This window comes from Olivibacter ginsenosidimutans (assembly GCF_039542865.1).
Taxonomy (GTDB): domain Bacteria; phylum Bacteroidota; class Bacteroidia; order Sphingobacteriales; family Sphingobacteriaceae; genus Olivibacter; species Olivibacter ginsenosidimutans.
This window is the reverse complement of sequence record NZ_BAABIQ010000043.1, coordinates 335,302-354,371: the sequence shown is the minus strand read 5'-3', so window position 1 is coordinate 354,371 and position 19,070 is coordinate 335,302. Positions and strand designations below refer to the sequence as shown.

The window sequence follows — 19,070 nt, the reverse complement described above, 5'->3', positions numbered from 1 at the left end:
TGCAGCGTTTAACCTCATCTATTAGGCAATGTTTCGTTTAAAGTTTACCATATACTCCTTTGGTGAATTTCCCATTACACTTTTAAAAACACGATTGAAATTGGTGATGCTGTTGAACCCACAGGTATAGGCAACGCTCGATATGCTCTCACATTTTTTTTGCGTTAATTTTTTACACGCCTCATGTACACGCATCTCGTTTAAAAAAGCAACAAACGTATTTCGGGTGTGTTTTTTAAAATATCGACAAAACGCTTGCGGCGTTAGATTAGCTTGATTGGCAACCTCATCCAAGGTAATGGGTTTCATGAAATTCTGCGCAATATAATGATAGATTGATCCTATTCTTATTCCTTCATTTTCTGAGATTGATGAGCTCTTTCCTCCAGAAAGCGCAGTTGCTTGTTCGGATATTAAGGATAAGGTTCGTAACAGAAAAAAGAAATGCATCAGTTGATCCAGCTGACTAGCTTCCTTCAAACGTAAAATCCGCCTAGACACCTCTCTAAAATGTTCATTAGGCACCTTAAACCCGCTCTCGTAATCCTTTACAAAACGCTGCAATAGATAAAGTTCAGGTAAATCGAATAGCGATGCAAGCTTTCCTTTTGGATCAAAGAAAACGGAAATGGAGCGTACCTGCTTCACATTCGCCTCATCAAAGTATTCCGCATTGCTTTTGAAAACATGCGACTGGTTTGACCCTATGAGAAAAATATCATTCTCCTGAAAAGAATGCATGTTATTCTCCACGATTAGGGTTCCTTTTCCCTCTAAAATCCACATGAGTTGAGCCTCATGATGCCGGTGTAAATGGGGATAGAAATGCGGCATTCGATCTTCTTGGATAATGACGGTTCGATCGTGCGCTACCGGAATAGTGAACTGTAGTGTTTTCATAGTACAGTAAATTAGGTAATGTGAATTTGCTAATTTTAACCCACAAACACAACAGCTAAGATAAAATCGGTTAAAATACGGTTATTATCCGTTAATTGATTGCAATAATGTAACAATTTAGGTTAAACCTGTTTAGGCAATAGGCAATAAGCTGTAGGCAATAGGCTTAGTGCTTACAGCAAAATTTAGGTTAAAATACGTACAACATCAGCAAAAAAAAGGAAAGTTATCGTTGAAATAATTGATGAATTTTACCGGAGATAGCTGCTATCAGCTCTATCGAATAGCGAACGATCCACCAAGATAGGCGGACAGGCTCATAACGAACAACGAATAACCGGATGTATACAAATTTATTTTTAACCCTTCTATTTTTTTGCATACCAAGCGCCACAATAGTTGCACAGACATTATTGCCACAGACAAGCGAGAAATTGACCAAGGTAGATGAAGCGACAGCCATTAAAGCGACAGTTTTTCCTTTGCAAGAGGTACAGCTATTGGAAAGTAGCTTTTACGCTGCTCAGGAAGGTGAACTCAAATTTCTTCGCTGGATTGAACCAGATCGCTTATTGGCTGGTTTTCGGCAAAATGCTGGATTGGAACCCAAAGCTAAACGATACGGTGGATGGGAATCGGAAGGCTTAGCCGGTCATTCGTTGGGTCATTACCTTTCTGCTATTTCACTGCATTATGCCTCCTCCCAAGACACTGCCTTCTTAAGCAAGATCAACTATGTGGTTGCCCAGCTGGCGGAAACCCAAAAAGCAAGAAAAACCGGTTATATTGGGGCCATACCGGAAGAAGACCGCATTTGGGCGGAAGTCGCGAAAGGGGATATTCGTACACACAGCTTCGATTTAAATGGTGGATGGGCTCCCTGGTATACCATCCATAAAATTATGGCGGGCTTACTGGATGCCTATATATACGCCGGAAATAAGCAGGCATTGGAGGTCAATTTAGGTCTAGCCAACTGGGCAGACAAGCTCCTAAAAAATCTAAATGAAGCACAAATTCAGGAAATGCTGAAATGTGAATATGGTGGGATGGCCGAAACACTAGCCAATACCTACGCGCTTACAGGTGATAAAAAATACCTCGAACTATCCTATAAATTTTATGATAAGCCCTTACTCGACGCATTAGCCCATCAACAAGATGTGCTGCCCGGTAAACATGCCAATACCATCATTCCCAAAGCAATTGCCAGCGCTAGACGATACGAGCTGACAGGTGATAATCGTGATTTAGCGATTGCTGATTTCTTTTGGAAAACGGTGGTCAACCATCATTCCTATGCTACAGGAGGCAACAGTAATTATGAGTACTTTGGCCCAGCGGATCAATTGAACAATACCTTAACGGATAATACCACTGAAACCTGCAATTCATATAATATGCTCAAGTTAACGCAGCATCTATTTATGATCAAACCTTCGGCTGCTTTAATGGATTATTACGAAAGAGATTTACTTAACCACATTCTAGCTTCACAAAATCCAAACGATGGTACCGTAACGTATTACACTTCACTGCGCATGGGTGGGAGAAAGGAATTTAGTGACTATGAACATGCATTCACTTGTTGCGTAGGAACCGGCATGGAAAACCATGTGAAGTACAACCAAACGATCTACTTTAAAGGAAGCGATGGAAGCTTATTTGTGAATCTATTTATTCCTGCTGTCTTAACATGGAAAGACGAAGGGTTGACCCTACGGCAAGAAACCCGTTTACCAGCTTCTGACAAGGTCTATTTCACTATTGAATCAGCGCCCACCCATCCGCTGCCAATACGCATTCGTAAACCACACTGGGCACAAGAATATAGTCTATCGATAAATGGTAAAGCGGTCCATCCATCGATAGATGAATTTGGCTATATATACCTTGATCAGCAATGGAAGGCCGATGATCAATTGGTGCTTACGTTAAAAAGCTCGCTTTATACCGAATCTATGCCCGATAACCCGGATCGGCAGGCCATCTTCTACGGTCCCGTATTGCTGGCGGCCAAATTGGGCATGGAAGAACCCGATCCGCTAAAAGGTACGCCCGTTTTGGTGAGTGATCAAGCAGCACCTGAGCATTGGATTCAAGCGGAAAACAAGCATGAGTTGCGTTTCAGCACAAGGCCAAATGTTGCTTACCCCCAACGTGTAGAATTGATGCCTTTCAATCATTTTGTGAACGAGCATTATACGGTGTACTGGGATATTTTTACCCCGGAAAAATGGAAGGAACAACAACAGGTATATGAAGCGGAGAACATAAAACAACGCGCCCTGGAAGCCCGAACACTTTCCCTCTTCCGCCCGGGCGAAATGCAACCCGAACGTGATCATAAATTGCAAGGTGAAAAATTGACAACCGGAGAAGATCATCAACGGAAATGGCGAGCTACGCAAAATGGAGGTTACCTAACATTTGAAATGGCTGTCGATCCCCAAATGGCTAATAGCCTCATCTTAAGTTACTGGGGCATGGATAATCGCGGGCGTATCTTTGACATCTTGATCGATGGAGAAAAAATCGCTCAGGAAGATTTAAACAACTATAAAGAAAGTCGTTTTTACGATATTACCTATGCTATACCCAGAACGATCACGAAGGGCAAAAAGCAAGTAATCGTTACCCTAAAACCAACCGATGAACAAAACATGGCAGGACCTTTTTATGGAGCCAGATCTGTAAGCAATGAAAAATAATGAATTTTTAGACCCCTTTATTTTTTCAATTAAACAAAAAAGATAAGACCTTTGATCAACGCAACACATACAAATATGTTCGACAAATCGATTTATATTGAGCGAAGGAACCAACTAAAAAAACAATTTTCAAATGGCTTGCTGCTATTTCTCGGAAACGATGAGCAACCCATGAATTTCGCAGACAACACCTTCCCATTCCGACAAGACAGCTCTTTTCTCTATTACTTTGGTATTCAGGGGCCTAAACTTGCAGCCCTTATTGATCTGGATGAAAACAAGGAACTCCTATTTGGCGATGAGCTCAGCATGGACGAAATAGTATGGATGGGACGACAGGCAACCTTAGCAGAAAAATGCGAAAAAAGCGGTATCCGCCTAGTTTGCTCCAGCAAGGATCTGCCGGATTATATACAACAGGCGTTGAAGCAAAATCGTACCATTCGCTACCTCCCTCCCTATCAACCTGCCAATAGCATAAAATTATTCCATTTATTAGGCATCCCCCCTCTGGAGCAGCAGAAAAAGGCATCAATACCTTTTATTAAAGCCGTTGTTGCACAACGATCCATCAAAAGCGAAGAAGAAATCGCCGAGATAGAACACGCCATAAATATTTCCGTTGATATGCATCTGTATGCTATGAAGACGGCTAAAGAAGGGTTAACCGAACTGCAACTAGCTAATGCCATACAAGAGCTTGCGCAAAATGGTGGCGGTAAACTGGCTTATCCTACCATTCTATCTATCCATGGAGAAATCTTACACAATCACAAACAACTCCATACATTCAAGAAAGGACAATTGATACTAAATGATGCTGGGGCAGAAACCGCTATGGGTTATGCAGGAGATCTAACACGTACGTTTCCTGTTGATAGGCACTTCAGTACCAAACAAAAAGAAATTTACACCATTGTATGGCAAGCATTTGAACAAGCTTCAGCTATGGTGGCGCCCCAAGTACCATATCTTGACGTGCATCTGCAAGCTTGCTCGGTATTATATGATGGATTAAAGGCACTCGGTCTGGTAAAAGGTGATACCGCAGAAGCAATAGAAAAAGGGGCACATACCCTTTTTTTTCAATGTGGTACAGGACATATGATGGGATTGGATGTACACGATATGGAAGATTTAGGTGAGCAATACGTGGGCTACACCGAAACCTTGAAAAAAGATACCACCACATTTGGTTTAAAATCCTTACGTTTGGCCAAAGCATTGGAAGCGGGATATGTATTAACCGTTGAGCCCGGCATCTACTTTATACCGGAATTGTTCGCCCGCTGGAAAGCAGAAAATAAATTGGCTGATTTCATTAACTATACAGCGGTAGCGCGATACCTCGATTTTGGTGGCATACGTATTGAAGATGACTATCTCGTGACGAGATCGGGAAACCGCCGTTTAGGTAAGCATCTAGCCAAAACGATTGAGGAAGTGGAAGCACTCCGAAACGATTAAGAAAAGCAAAAAACGCTTTTGAGTTATACGTTTTAAGTGGTACGTTTTTAAAGGACATAAGATACAAGCAGCAAAACATAAGACTAAAAGCGAAAAGCATAAAGCCAGAAGCTCCTAGAAATGTCTTGATACTTGATACTAAATTTACCATCACGAACAACAAACAACGAATAACGAACAAAATAATAACATACATGAAAACCATTAACCGATTTTTCTTCGTTTACATCATCAGCAATTTCATTGTTGTACATTTTTTATTGGCGCAACCAGGGATTAAAACCCAATGGACGGAAGATGGCAACGGATATTATGACGTATCTGAAGAACAGCTAGTGGAAGTAAAATTGCTGGATCCAAACCATCCTTCCACCTTTTTAGACCGCGCAGCCCTCACGCCTCAGGATAGCAGTGCCCCATTACACGTGAAACAATTTGTCCTTTCCGCCGATCGCCAAAAGGTATTATTATTTACGAATACAAAACGGGTTTGGCGCTATGAAACGCGTGGTGATTACTGGATTTATGATCGTAACAAAAAGGAGCTTACGCAATTGGGCAAGAGCCTCCCAAGCTCTTCTTTGATGTTCGCTAAATTATCACCCGATGGCACTAGCGTTGCTTATGTAAGTAAACATAACATATACGTAGAAGACTTAGCTGCACATCATATTAGCCAATTAACAACAGATGGTACCGATCGCATCATCAATGGAACCTTTGATTGGGTTTATGAAGAAGAATTTGGCTGTAGGGATGGCTTTCGCTGGTCGAGCGACGGCAAGCATATTGCCTATTGGAAAATCGATGCCAGAAGTATCCGCAACTACCTGATGTTAAATACCACTGACTCTACCTATTCCTTTACAATCCCGGTAGAATACCCTAAAGCTGGTCAAAACCCAAGCGCCTGTTTTATTTATGTGGTAGATGTAAAAACAAAAGAAAATAAGAAAATGGCTATTCCGGGAGATCCTGTGCAACATTATATTCCCAGAATGGAATGGACGCCTGATGGCCAATCGCTCATTATCCAGCAACTAAACCGCAGGCAGCAGGAAAGCAACATTATGCTGTGTCAAGCGACAAATGGTGAAGCCAAAACCATCTATCATGAGCAAGATCAGGCTTGGATCGACATCAAAGCCCGTTGGAATGATGATGACCCCAGTGGTTGGGAATGGATCGATAACGGTAAGGCTTTTCTATGGATCAGCGAGAAAGATGGTTGGCGCCATATCTATAAGATCGATTTAACCGGTAAAGAAACATTACTGACCAAGGGTAACTATGATATCATTGGCTTAGATTTAATCGACGTATCCAATCAACGCATTTATTTCAGTGCTTCACCCGATAATGCCACGCAAAAGTATCTGTATCAGGTATCGCTAAAAGGAGGAAATGCCCATCGATTAACGCCTGCCAATCAGGCGGGAACCCACAGTTATCAAATTTCGCCTAACGGAAAGCTGGCTGAACATGAATTCAGCAGCAGTTCGGCCTACTCTGCAGGGGAAGTCGTTAGTCTACCCAACCATCAACAAAGACTACCTGCCACGGTTCAACGCGATCTTCCCGCGGGTATTCCTAAACCTGAGTTCTTTAAAATAACCACCGTAGATGGCGTGGAAATGGACGGATGGATGGTCAAACCCAACGCATTTGATCCGACCAAAAAATACCCTGTCGTTTTCTATGTATACGGCGAACCTGCTGGGCAAACCGTGACGGACACGTATGGTACAGGTTTCAATCGTTTATATGAAGGGAATATGGCCGATGATGGCTACATCTATATCTCCGTCGAAAACCGCGGAGCACCTGCGCCAAAAGGTAGCGCTTGGAGAAAGGCTATTTATCGTAATATCGGCACGATTAACATCCGCGATCAGGCGATGGCTGCAAAAGAGATTCTGAAATGGAATTTCGTTGATGCCGAACGTATTGCTGTTTGGGGATGGAGTGGTGGCGGCTCATCCACCTTAAACTTATTATTTCAATACCCGGAAATTTATAAAACAGGCATAGCGGTCGCTGCCGTTGGCAATCAGCTGATGTACGACAACATTTACCAAGAACGTTACATGGGTGTCCCTCCTGAAAGTGAGCAAGATTATATTAAGGGATCCCCCATTACCTATGCAAAAAATCTACAGGGGAACCTGCTTTATATTCACGGTACAGGTGATGATAATGTACATTACCAGAATGCCGAAATGTTGATCAATGCATTAGTTAAATACAATAAACAGTTTCAGCTGATGTCTTATCCTAATCGAAGTCACTCGATAACGGAAGGTGAAGGAACATCCGCCCACCTATCGCGTTTGTATACGAACTATTTGAAACAGCATTGCCCTCCGGGAGGAAAATAATGCTTTACTTTTTGTCTTCAGCCACAAAAGCTATCTATTTTCTTTAATGGCTAATAAAAACATTTTAACATGAATAGCACAACCTATAAAAAAATACTGTCTGCCCTATCAATAGCGGTATTACCAATGGTAGGCGCAGCACAGTTGCTGGTGAAAGATGAACCGGTATTTACAAAAGCAGATTCCTTAAGAGGTACCTTAACGCCTTTACGTACCTGCTATGACCTTAAGTATTACCACTTGGATGTAAAAATAGATATCGATCGTAAATTTATCAGCGGAAGCAACCTTTTTAAATTTGAGGCTACGACGGATTTCGACAAACTGCAGTTTGATTTGTTTGCCAACCTGAAGGTCGATAAAGTGGTGTATCACGGTAAGGAACTACCCTTTACCCGTGAATTTAATGCGGTGTTTGTCGACTTCCCTACAAGCATCAAACAAGGCATAATAGACTCCATGCAGGTCTTTTATTCCGGTAATCCTCAGGTTGCCAAGCGTGCCCCTTGGGATGGAGGTTTTGTCTTTACGAAAGATAGCCAAGGCAAACCCTGGGTAGCAACGGCCTGCCAAGGTTTGGGGGCTAGTGTATGGTGGCCGAATAAAGATCACCAGTCGGACGAGGTAGACAGCATGCTGATCAGCATTAGCGTTCCTAAAGGTTTGACTGATGTATCCAATGGCCGATTGATTAAGCGTACAGACCGTAAGGATGGCTATACCCAGTTCGATTGGCTAGTACGCAATCCCATTAACAATTATAGTGTCTCAGCCAATATTGGCGATTATGTTCATTTCAAGGACGTATATCAAGGGGAGAAAGGCAAGCTTGATTTGAGCTATTGGGTACTCCGGGAAAATGAAGCCAAAGCCAAAAAGTTCTTCCCGATTAATGTTATTCCTATGCTGAAGACTTTTGAGCACTGGTTTGGTCCTTATCCTTTTTACGAAGACAGTTATAAACTCGTAGACGCTCCTTACACCGGTATGGAACACCAAAGCGCCGTTACCTACGGAAATGGCTATGCTAATGGTTATCGTGGTCGGGATGCTTCGGATACGGGCTGGGGCATGAAATGGGATTTCATTATTGTGCATGAAAGTGGCCACGAATGGTTTGGAAACAACATCACGTCTAAGGACTTGGCCGATATGTGGATACATGAGAGCTTCACCAATTATTCGGAATCACTTTTTATCGACTACAATTATGGAAAGGAAGCCGGACAAGCTTATGTGCACGGTATCCGAAGTGGTATTCAGAACGATAGCCCGGTGCAAGGCCCTTATGGTGTGAACACAGAAGGATCTGGCGATATGTATCCTAAGGGTGGCGTCTTACTGAACATGATTCGCACCATTATTAATGACGACGAGCAATGGCGGCAAATATTGAGAGGCTTGAATAAAACCTTTTATCACCAAACGGTAAATTACGAAGACGTGGTTAATTACATCAGTAAACATGCCCAGCGTAACTTAAACCCTGTTTTTGAACAGTATATAAAACATACCAATATCCCTACCCTAGAATTCCGTTTCAAAGATGGCAAAACGTATGCGCGTTGGATTGCCGATGTAGCGGATTTTAGCATGCCGGTAAAAGTTCGGGTAAATGATGGCGACGACCAGTTTATAGAACCGGATAGAAGCTGGAAAGAAGTTAATTTGCCGGGTGCAAGCAAAGACAATCTGGAAGTGGATACCTATAATTATTATATAGGCGTGTTAATAGAGTAAGCCAGCCAGTAGACCACCATAGATACACCAACATTTTTATATCAAAAAGATCATGTTTTCCATACAGCACTCTTTAGAAAATGAGCATGTACGCTTAAACCCCTTAACCGTAAACGATTTTGACGCATTATACAAGCTTGCGTCGGATAAAAAGGTATGGGAACAGCATCCCAATAAAGACCGTTGGCAACGGGCTGTTTTTAAAACATTTTTTGATGGAGCGATGCAAAGCAAGGGTGCTTTTAAAATTATGGACAAGCGAACCGGACGGGTAGCCGGAAGCACCCGCTTCTATGATTATAACGAACAGGATAACAGCATTCATATCGGTTATACCTTCTTTGGGACCTCGTATTGGGGCACCGGTTTAAACGCTGCTGTAAAGCGCCTCATGTTAGACTATGTTTTTCAGTTTGTAGACCGGGTGCATTTTCAGGTTGGCGCTACGAATTACCGCTCACAGATAGCGGTAAACAGACTTGGTGCGATCAAAACTGGAGAACAGGAAGTTGCTTATATAGGTGAACAACCAAAACTCAATTTTCTGTATGAACTAAAAAAAGAGGATTGGCATTCCCGTACCTCAATATGACCATAGGCGCTTCTAAGCAAACGGACACTACCAGGCAGGAGGTTCAACACCCAGCAAATGTTTCACGAAATAATCCCTTCGCTTATGTTCTCCAAAATCGCCTCCTGAGGAATGCCCCATACCGGTAACCATCAGGAAATCAAAGTCTTTATTCGCTTTGATCAAAGCGTTAACGACCTGTAACGTTGAAGAAGGGTCTACATTATCATCCAGTTCACCCACAATAAGCATCAGCTTTCCTTGAAGCCGGTAAGCATTCTCGACATTCGATGATTCGGCATACTGTGGACCAATGGGATATCCCATCCATTGTTCATTCCACCACATTTTATCCATCCGGTTATCATGACAGCCACAGGACGATACAGCAACCTTATAAAATTCTGGATGAAAGAGCAGCGCTCCCGCAGCACTCTGTCCACCAGCTGATGTACCATAAATTCCCACGCGAGTCAAGTCCATGTAGGGATATTTTTGAGCAGCGGCTTTCATCCAGGCAATCCGGTCTGGAAAGCCAGCATCTTTCAGATTCTTCCAACAGACATCGTGAAAAGCCTTTGATCGATTAGAAGTTCCCATTCCGTCTATTTGAACCACAATAAAGCCTAACTCTGCCAGTTCCTGTGCACCATAAGGAACAAGAGTCTGAAAATTTTTAGGAACAAAAGAGCTGTGTGGCCCCGCATAAATATATTCGATTACGGGATACGTTTGCTTAGGATTGAAGTTTGTTGGCCGCACGATAATTCCCCAGATGTCTGTCTGTCCGTCCCTTCCTTTAGCACGAAAAACTTCCGGCATCTTCCATCCGGTAGCACGTAAGGGATCGATAGCTGCTTCTTCCAGCTTCATCAACACTTCCCCTGTAGTTGCACTTCGTAGGCAGGTAACTGGCGGTAAATCAATTCGGGAATATTGATCCAGAAACACACGGCAATCGGGCGAAAAACTGCCCTCATGATGAGCATTTTCCTTGGTTAAAGCCTTTAAGTCGCTACCATCGAAATTAATGCGGTAATATTGAACGAGATAAGGATCTTGACCTTTTTCCCGACCACTAGCAGCAAAAAGGATTTGTCGGTTTTTTTCATCGACTTGCACCACATTCCGGACGACCCACTCGCCTTTGGTAATTTGATTTTTAACCTTTCCTGTTTGTCCATCGTATAGATACAGGTGATTCCAACCATCTCGTTCTGATGCCCAGATGAGCTCTTTACCATCCTCCACATCGTAACGATATTTTTTTCCACTATAATCAATAAAGGTCTTGCTTTGTTCATCAATCAGCACCTTACAGGCGCCGGTTTGTGCATCCATTTCAATCACCTGATAACGCTGATGGCCACGCTGATTGTACTCAACCGTAAATGAGCGACTATCTTTATGCCAATTGGGGAAAGATAAATCGTATTGATTTTCAATCAAACTAGTGGGCATAGCCCTCATTTTCTGTTCATCCACGAGAAACAATGTCGGCCTGCGCTGCGGCAAAGCATCGCCCGGTTTCAGGTAATCCCGGGTTTGCAATTTGGGTTGTAACTGATCTTCCGGAGAAGATTCGATCAAATAAAGGGTATGATCTTCGTTCTTTCTTACTTTCGAAGCCGCCAGTTTTTTACTATCGGGCGACCAGAATAGCCAGTCGTCATAGTATTCACCGGCAGAACCATCGAAACTCAGCTGGATCTCCTTCTTATTTGATTGCTTTTGTATATATACATTATAATTTTTGACATAAGCAACCCATTGGCTGTCGGGCGAAACGGTTTTCCTTGTCTGTTCATCCCGTTGCCGCGCTCCCCAGTAGCTATTTCCACGCTTCAAGCGGTCGGTTAACGCCTTATTTTCCTCAAGCTTGTTGGTGCTTAGGTTTAGGTCCCACCCTTTGTCATAAGCGGTAAAGCTTAATCGTCTCCGTTCCATGGAATAAGCCAACTGTGCAAGCGGTAAATCCGCTTCGTTTACCCCTATGCCCGTGCTCTTCGATAACTGCTGTGCGATAAGGTGATGATCAAAAGCTGGTTTTTTGGAGCCATCTTGCTGGTTGGCTACTATAAATTGCTTCCCAGTGGCGGTGCTTACACTATAAAATACCTGATTCGTGGAATCGATCCACAATGCATTGGCCGTTATACCTGATGCTTTACCTTTTATCAATTGTCGTAAATGAGTTGCGCGATCGTAATCTGCTTTGGTACCCTGCGCAAACGCCAGTTGTACAGTAAGTAATAGCAGCAATGAGATCGATCCACATATATTTTTTTCCATTCTTTTGATCGTATACAAATTGAGGAGATACCTTCTATTCACGTTGTTATTTGCTTTTTTGCGATCACATAATAGACAGGGATACCGGCCAAGGTAATCATCAACCCGGGCCACGTATATTGCGGCTTATAGATCATCAATAACACACAAAAACTGATTCCCATGACGATATATATAATGGGTAATACCGGATAGCCGAAGGCTTTGTAAGGTCTTGGTATGGTCGGTCGCTTTTTCCGTAAAATGAATATACCGATAATGGTCAGCATATAAAACAGTACCACTACGAAAGAAATCATATCCAAAAGATCGCCATATCGACCGCTTAGACACCATAGGGAGGCAATGATTGCCTGCAACCAAAGTGCTACGGCTGGCACAGCCTGCTGATTTAAGGTGCCTACTTTTTTAAAAAAGACGCCCTCTTTGGCCATTGAATAATAAACACGTGCCCCAGCCATAATGAGGCCGTTATTACAGCCAAAGGTAGACACCATGATCATTAAAGCAATGATAGCGGTACCTGCATGGCCAAAAATAACATGGGATGCCGTCACCGCAACCCGGTCCTTTTCGGCGGCAGCCATTTCCGGAAGGGTCAGTACACCGGTATACATAAGGTTCGTCAGTAAGTATAATAAAGTCACCAGTATCGTTCCAAGAGCCAGACTTAGGCCAACATTGCGCTGCGGATTTTTCACTTCACCGGCAATAAATGCAACACTGTGCCAAGAGTCGCTACTAAAAATAGATCCCACCATTGCTGCCGCTATAGCGCCAAATGCAGCCATATGGGTATAGGTTTCTACCGAGCCATCTACGTTTAAGTGTTGTAAATTCCAGGTGGCGCCCCCTAACCAATTGGCCTGCCAAATAGCTGGTTTAAGCGATGCCAGACCAAAAACGATGAGCAATGTAAGGGAGAGTATTTTAGCTAAGGTAATGATGGTCTGTACCCACTTTGCATGACTTACACCTCGTGTATTAATATAAGTAAGCAGTACGATAACGGCAATACTCAATAGCTGTGCTGGAGAAATCTGCACGAATCCTATATCGACTATCACCAGGTCTTCACTAAATGAAGGAAACAAATAGGCCGTAAATTTTGCAAATGCTACTCCTACGGCGGCGATGGTGGCGGTCTGGATAACGGTAAAAAAGCTCCAGCCATACAAAAAACTGATCAGCGGATTATAGGCTTCTTTCAGGTAGATATACTGCCCTCCAGCTTTTGGGAACATCGCACTTAGCTCGCCATAGCTCAACGCTGCGGTAAGGGTCATAAAACCTGTGATGAACCAAACAAAAAGTAGCCAACCGGCACTCCCGGTCTGACGGGTGATATCGGCACTCACAATAAAGATCCCTGAACCAATCATACTACCTGCTACCAGCATCGTAGCATCGATGAGCCGCAAAGAAGGTTTAAAGTTTGTTTGAGCGGTCGAAATCATAGAACTTCCAGTTTGTTTTAAAATCTTTAGACAGTTTTTGGTTCGTGAGAATTGCTCGCATGAGCTCAATAGGTAACTGATTTTCTTTCATGAAAGCATCGTGAAAGGCTTTCAGCGTCATTTTCCCACTATCTACCAGCTCGCGTTTTAGTCCCATAATTTGGAGACCACCGAGGAGATACGCGGCTTGATAGAGCGGTGGATAATCGCCTTGGAACGAACGCCTTACCTCTCCTTCAGCATTTGCACGTTCGAAGCCCACACGATCTACCAGAAAATCAATACACGTTTGGGGCGACCACTTACCAAGGTGATAATTAAGCGAAAAAATGATGCGTGCACAGCGATGCATACGCCAAAACAACATGCCGATACGTTCTTCAGGTGTTTTAGCAAAGCCATTTTCATAGAGTAATAATTCCCAGTACAATGCCCAACCTTCGATGTAAAAAGGTGTCCCAAAGGCTTGTCTATAGGGTTTATACCGGCTATTCATAAAATACTGTAAATGATGTCCAGGGATAAGTTCATGTTGCACGGTAGCCCTAGAGAAGTAGGGGTTATTTCCACGCATGCTCATCATTTTGTCCTCATAAGACATGTCGGCCGTTGGATAGGAGATGCTGATTTCTCTTCCGCCGGTGAAGAACGGATTTACCAACTGCCTTTCGGGTGTCATCATAATCATTCCCCACGTTTCATCGGCTAGCGCCGGCCATGTAATCCAATCTCTTTCAGTAATAAATGCTTTCGCATCGTTATACAGTTTAACAATCAGCTCCGGTTGTTTTCCTACCGGAACATAACTATTCTTCACTTGCTCTTGTGCTTTCTTCCAGTCGTTGCCAAAACCCATCTCCTGCGAAGCCTTTAACAATTCTTTATCACACCAGGCAAATTCTTGATTCGCAATGGCAATCAGTTCTTGAGGGCTATACGGTATATATGCTCTGGCTAACAATTTATTCAATGTCTCCTCACCCAATGGACTGCCTTTGATCCCGCTTTTGTCTAGTTTTTGATTGGTGCAGACTTCGCCCATTTCCGCCAATCTTGCCGCATATTTTCCCAGCAAGGAGTCTAATTTCTCGTAGGTTTTTGGTACCCACCAACTAAACATCGGATCATAACCGTTATAAAAATTGAACACATTTTGCAGTCTCGTCTGCAGGGCATAAACCGCTTTTTCAGCAAAATCAGCTTGCTTTTTGTCTATTTTGGCTTGTTTGGGTAGCTCTTCCAAACGGACTGCTATATCATTGGAAAATCCATTAAATGCTTTTGCAAGCTGTTCACTATCGATGGAGCCACCGCGAAACCGCACTTTTTCCAGGTTGTAGATGGAATCGGCAAAGGGAATAAACGCGCTTATAGCGGCATAATTGGCTTCTTCTTCCTTTAATTCTTCCTGATATTCTTCGATTTGATTTTTGAATAGCAGGTAATCCACCTGACCGTTGACTTGCAATTGGTCGAATACGAATGTAGACAGCTCATCCAAGTACTGAAGGTTTAGTTCTTGCAGTCGTTTTCGTTGCGTAGGAGAGTTGAGAACAGGTTGATACGAAAATCCATCTGCTGCTCGTGGAGAATAAAAATCCAAGAGCGCATGTTTATCCTGATCATATTGGATAATGGTGGGTGCTATTTCACTAGTTTGCCGATAAAAATCGGGCGATTGTGCTCCTGCTTGGCTATATTGCAACATCCATAAAATTTGTAAAACTATATATCTACGTACCATCACTTACTGCTCATTAAGTTGGTGGAATATCCATATACCATTTCCCTGGGTAAAATGAGGGTTTATATTGTATGGGTAGCGAGAGCAAATATAATTTTATCATGAGGTAATAAACGGCAACATATTAACCTTTTATTACCTTATTTTAAAAGAACATATTTTGAATACAATCGTTCTTATGTTGAATGGAAGCATTTATCCAGCAAGCGCACTCATTTTAATTTAACTTTAAATAGGTAAAAGGAATAGGGTTGTAAATCAGCTACGATCGTTTTATCTTTAACAGCAATCTTCGTGGTTTGGGGGTGAATATGCTCGGGATCGTCAAAGGAATTTACCGCCTTTAGATCGGTTGCTGTCAGTAAGATTTGGTCGGCCTCTTTAGTCGGCTTTTTACCGGTTTCCAACTTAAACATTCCTCGCACAGGTTTATGGTTATAGTTGACTACCTTGATCAGGAGTTCACCGTTTGGCTGATCTATTGTGGAAGACGCATATAGCCCCTCTTGCCCGCTCACAGCTTGTCCATCTGCCAACATAGGCACAACCGCAGTGCCTTTGTTCGTGGCATACAATTGTTGCACATAATAACTTGGTGTACCATAGGTGCGAAGGTTATCTACCCAAATAAGGTCTGGTGCCCACTGCCAGCCATCAATATGGGCAAATAATGGCGCATAAGAAGCCATTTGTACGACATCAGCGTTGCGTTCTAGGCCTGTCAAAAAAGCTGCTTCTGCAATGGCCGCACCCCAATTATTTTCTAACGGTCCGTCGGTAACCTGAGGTGGATGTCCGGCATATTCCCCAGCAAAAACTTTAGGCCCCATGCGATCGTAGTTATCATACCGGTTCGCGTGACTAAGGAACCATTCAGGACTTCTATAATAATGTTCATCGATAAAACCGACCTGCAATTCCCTTAGTTTCCGATTTAAGAAATCGAATCGTTCCCCATCTGGATCGGTACCTGAGCTGGCAACAATTTTAATGTCAGGATGTTGAGCATCGATAACTTTTTTAAAAAGCTCCAGCCGTTCTATGTACTGTGGACCCCAATTTTCATTGCCAACACCCAACATTTTTAAATGAAAAGGTGCTGGATGACCCATTTGAGCACGAAGCTTTCCCCACTGTGTATGGATATCGCCATTGGCGAATTCAATTAAATCCAGCACATCCTGTACATAGGTATTCAGCTCATCAAGTGGAGCCTGTTCGGCCGAATTAAATTGACAAGCCATACCACAATTCAATATAGGCAAAGGTTCCGCACCGATATCTTCGGCCAACTGAAAATACTCAAAAAAGCCTAAACCGAAACTTTGGTAATAATCCGGAGCAGGACGATGTTGAAACTCCGTATTCCACCGATTAATAATCAGCTGCCGATCTTCAACAGGTCCAACTGTTTTTTTCCATTGAAAACGGGAAGCCAATTCACGCCCTTCAACAATACATCCCCCAGGGAAACGAATGAAACCCGGCTTCATGTCGGCCAACCGTTGTACCATATCTGCACGTAGACCTCCGGGTCTGCGTTTCCACGTGTCTTCCGGAAAAAGGGAGAGCATGTCCAGATCGATTTTTCCCTGTCCTTCAAACCAGACGTTGAGCTTTGCTTTAGGACATGTTTGTGTGGCGTGAAAACTGGTTTGTGCACGTTGCCATTGATTGCCAATCGCCTCGGGTTCTAAAAATCCTTCACCAATGGTATTACCGGCACTATCAACAAGCTCCAGATGCAACCGAAGTCCTGGTTTTAGTTGACGATACCACACGCTGAAATCATAACGTAACCCCCGTTTAATGCCCATACCCCGGAACCCCTCATTTTGGAGACCGATTTTATTTTGGGGGTCATTGCTATCGACTTGTAAAAATCGGGGATTATTTGGTTTTTCCTGAGAACGATTTAAAATTGCTAAAGATCCTTCGGGGATGTTGTCACCAAGCTTCTGCCAACCCATTAAGGGCTGAGCGAATTCAAATGAGCGGTTTTTCACCAGTTCTGCATAGATCCCACCATCAGCGCCTAAGTTAATGTCTTCAAAGAAAACACCCCACATAGTTGGCGCTATTTTGGCAGTAAGATGATCGGCCTGTATGGTAAATGTTTTGGTTACCTGCGCTTGTAAGTGATGGTTGAAAACCAATAATATCGCAGCAATTAGGTGCTTGCCCTTCATATCTTTTTTAGTCTTGTGTGGTATCATGTTATTTGAATAACGCTGTTACGCGCTCTATTTACTCCAATGTTAGCACGACGACTGAAAACGGTGGCAAATTTAAGCTCAGCTGATTCCCTTTTAATTGTGCTTCATTAAATTCCCTAGGTTTTATATACGCTGGTTTTTCGAAAGAATTGAAGTCCCTCAATTTTTTTGACGTCAGTAAACGACCATGCACTGTACCATATCTTTTATCGGCCAAATCTATGGTAATTTTCTGTTCCTTTTTGGGGTCAATATTAACCAGTGAAACATGCGTTTTACCATTGGTTGTAATCGAGGCAGCAGCAGAAACAGCCGGTATCTTTTCTTGGCCAAACGTCAAATCATTACTGGTTAATTGAATAGGAATGAGTTTAGCGTCCTGATGTATTTTGTACATTTCCAACACGTGATAGGTTGGCGTCATCAGCATTTTGTCGCCTTCGGTAAGAATAACGGCCTGTAGCACATTTACGGTTTGCGCCAGATTAGCCATACGAACACGATCAGCATGATTATTAAAAATATTCAAGGTCATACCGGCAAGCACCGCATCACGCATCGTATTTTGCTGATATAAAAAGCCAGGGTTCGTTCCCGGTTCCACATCATACCAACCACCCCATTCATCCACCACCAAGGCAATCTTTTTTTCCGGATCATATTTATCCATGATTGCGGCATGTTTTTCTACCAGTTCATTCATAAACCAGGCCGACTGCATGGTTTTAAAATACTCTTCATCGGTATACATAGTTGATGATCCCTTTTTTCCCCAGTTGATTACGGCATAATGATGTAGTGCGATCCCTTGTATCAGTCCGTGTGGAATCTTTTTCATTAACGTTTCGGTCCAGTTATAATCGGCGCTATTAGCCCCCGAAGCGATACGAAATAAGCCAACCCCATTATCAGCCATAAACGTAGCGTACCGACGATAAACATCCGCATAATAATCAGGCGTCATGTTTCCTCCGCATCCCCATGCTTCGTTACCTACTCCCCAGAATTTTACTTTCCATGGTTTTTCTCTCCCATTAGTGCGACGCAGATCGGACATTGGACTTTTGCCATCAAAATTGACATACTGCACCCAATCGGCCAGTTCTTGTACTTCACCACTGCCAACATTACCGGCCAAATAAGGCTCCGCCCCTAAGCGTTCGCAGAGATTTAAAAAATCATGGGTGCCAAAACTATTGTTTTCGGTAACACCACCCCACCACGTATTTACGATACTTGGTCTTTTATCTTTTGGTCCGATACCATCTTTCCAATGATAGGTATCTGCAAAACATCCTCCCGGCCAACGCAGATTAGGAATATGTAAATTTTTTAAAGCAGCAATAACGTCATTTCTAACACCATCGGTGTTGGCTAAGGTCTTATTGTCTTCTCCCACATATAGACCGTCGTAAATACATCGGCCAAGATGTTCTGCAAAATGACCATAAATATGTTTATTAATGACAATGGTATCTGGACCTGCTGTGAATTTAACGACATTCTGTGCCCAAGCGCTTAATGCGAAAACGGATAAAATAAATGCTGTCGCAATTGATTTTGTGTACATCTCCTAACGTGTTGGTATCTATTT

11 protein-coding genes are annotated in these 19,070 nt (G+C 42.9%); 5 read left to right on the top strand and 6 right to left on the bottom strand.

The window, feature by feature from the left end; all coding sequences use genetic code 11:
- Positions 1-21: 21 nt before the first annotated feature.
- Positions 22-900 (bottom strand): helix-turn-helix domain-containing protein, encoded by an 879-nt coding sequence (locus ABD930_RS18945; protein WP_345234229.1) that lies wholly within the window; start codon positions 898-900, stop codon positions 22-24.
- A 341-nt stretch (positions 901-1,241) separates the two neighbouring features.
- On the opposite strand from ABD930_RS18945, the gene ABD930_RS18940 reads away from it, so the two are divergent.
- From ABD930_RS18940 to ABD930_RS18920, 5 genes are all read left to right on the top strand, one after another.
- A complete protein-coding gene (locus ABD930_RS18940; RefSeq protein ID WP_345234227.1) occupies positions 1,242-3,611 on the top strand; it encodes a beta-L-arabinofuranosidase domain-containing protein in 2,370 nt (789 codons plus the stop codon).
- A 75-nt stretch (positions 3,612-3,686) separates the two neighbouring features.
- Positions 3,687-5,078: an aminopeptidase P family protein gene (locus ABD930_RS18935; protein ID WP_345234225.1), complete on the top strand. Its 1,392-nt coding sequence runs from the start codon at positions 3,687-3,689 to the stop codon at positions 5,076-5,078.
- A 194-nt stretch (positions 5,079-5,272) separates the two neighbouring features.
- On the top strand, positions 5,273-7,456 hold the full coding sequence (locus ABD930_RS18930) for a S9 family peptidase (RefSeq protein ID WP_345234223.1): 2,184 nt from the start codon (positions 5,273-5,275) through the stop codon (positions 7,454-7,456).
- A gap of 69 nt (positions 7,457-7,525) precedes the next feature.
- Positions 7,526-9,196, top strand: coding sequence for a M1 family metallopeptidase (locus tag ABD930_RS18925; RefSeq protein ID WP_425571144.1), 1,671 nt, complete (start codon positions 7,526-7,528; stop codon positions 9,194-9,196).
- Positions 9,197-9,248: 52 nt separating this feature from the next.
- Positions 9,249-9,788, top strand: coding sequence for a GNAT family N-acetyltransferase (locus ABD930_RS18920; RefSeq protein ID WP_345234221.1), 540 nt, complete (start codon positions 9,249-9,251; stop codon positions 9,786-9,788).
- Positions 9,789-9,815: 27 nt separating this feature from the next.
- Here ABD930_RS18920 and ABD930_RS18915 read toward each other — a convergent pair whose 3' ends face one another.
- The 5 genes from ABD930_RS18915 to ABD930_RS18895 all read right to left on the bottom strand — a co-directional run bounded on the left by ABD930_RS18915 (position 9,816) and on the right by ABD930_RS18895 (position 19,046).
- Positions 9,816-12,059 (bottom strand): S9 family peptidase, encoded by a 2,244-nt coding sequence (locus tag ABD930_RS18915; RefSeq protein ID WP_345234218.1) that lies wholly within the window; start codon positions 12,057-12,059, stop codon positions 9,816-9,818.
- Positions 12,060-12,097: 38 nt separating this feature from the next.
- Entirely contained in the window at positions 12,098-13,516 is a 1,419-nt protein-coding gene (locus tag ABD930_RS18910) for an APC family permease (RefSeq protein ID WP_345234216.1), read from the bottom strand.
- Complete coding sequence (locus tag ABD930_RS18905; RefSeq protein WP_345234214.1) at positions 13,488-15,224, bottom strand: DUF885 family protein; 1,737 nt, start codon at positions 15,222-15,224, stop codon at positions 13,488-13,490. The genes ABD930_RS18910 and ABD930_RS18905 overlap by 29 nt, the downstream gene beginning before the upstream one ends.
- Positions 15,225-15,472: 248 nt before the next feature.
- On the bottom strand, positions 15,473-17,449 hold the full coding sequence (locus ABD930_RS18900) for an alpha-L-arabinofuranosidase C-terminal domain-containing protein (RefSeq protein ID WP_345234212.1): 1,977 nt from the start codon (positions 17,447-17,449) through the stop codon (positions 15,473-15,475).
- A gap of 58 nt (positions 17,450-17,507) precedes the next feature.
- Positions 17,508-19,046, bottom strand: a complete 1,539-nt coding sequence (locus ABD930_RS18895; protein ID WP_345234210.1) for an alpha-N-arabinofuranosidase — start codon at positions 19,044-19,046, stop codon at positions 17,508-17,510.
- Positions 19,047-19,070: the final 24 nt, after the last annotated feature.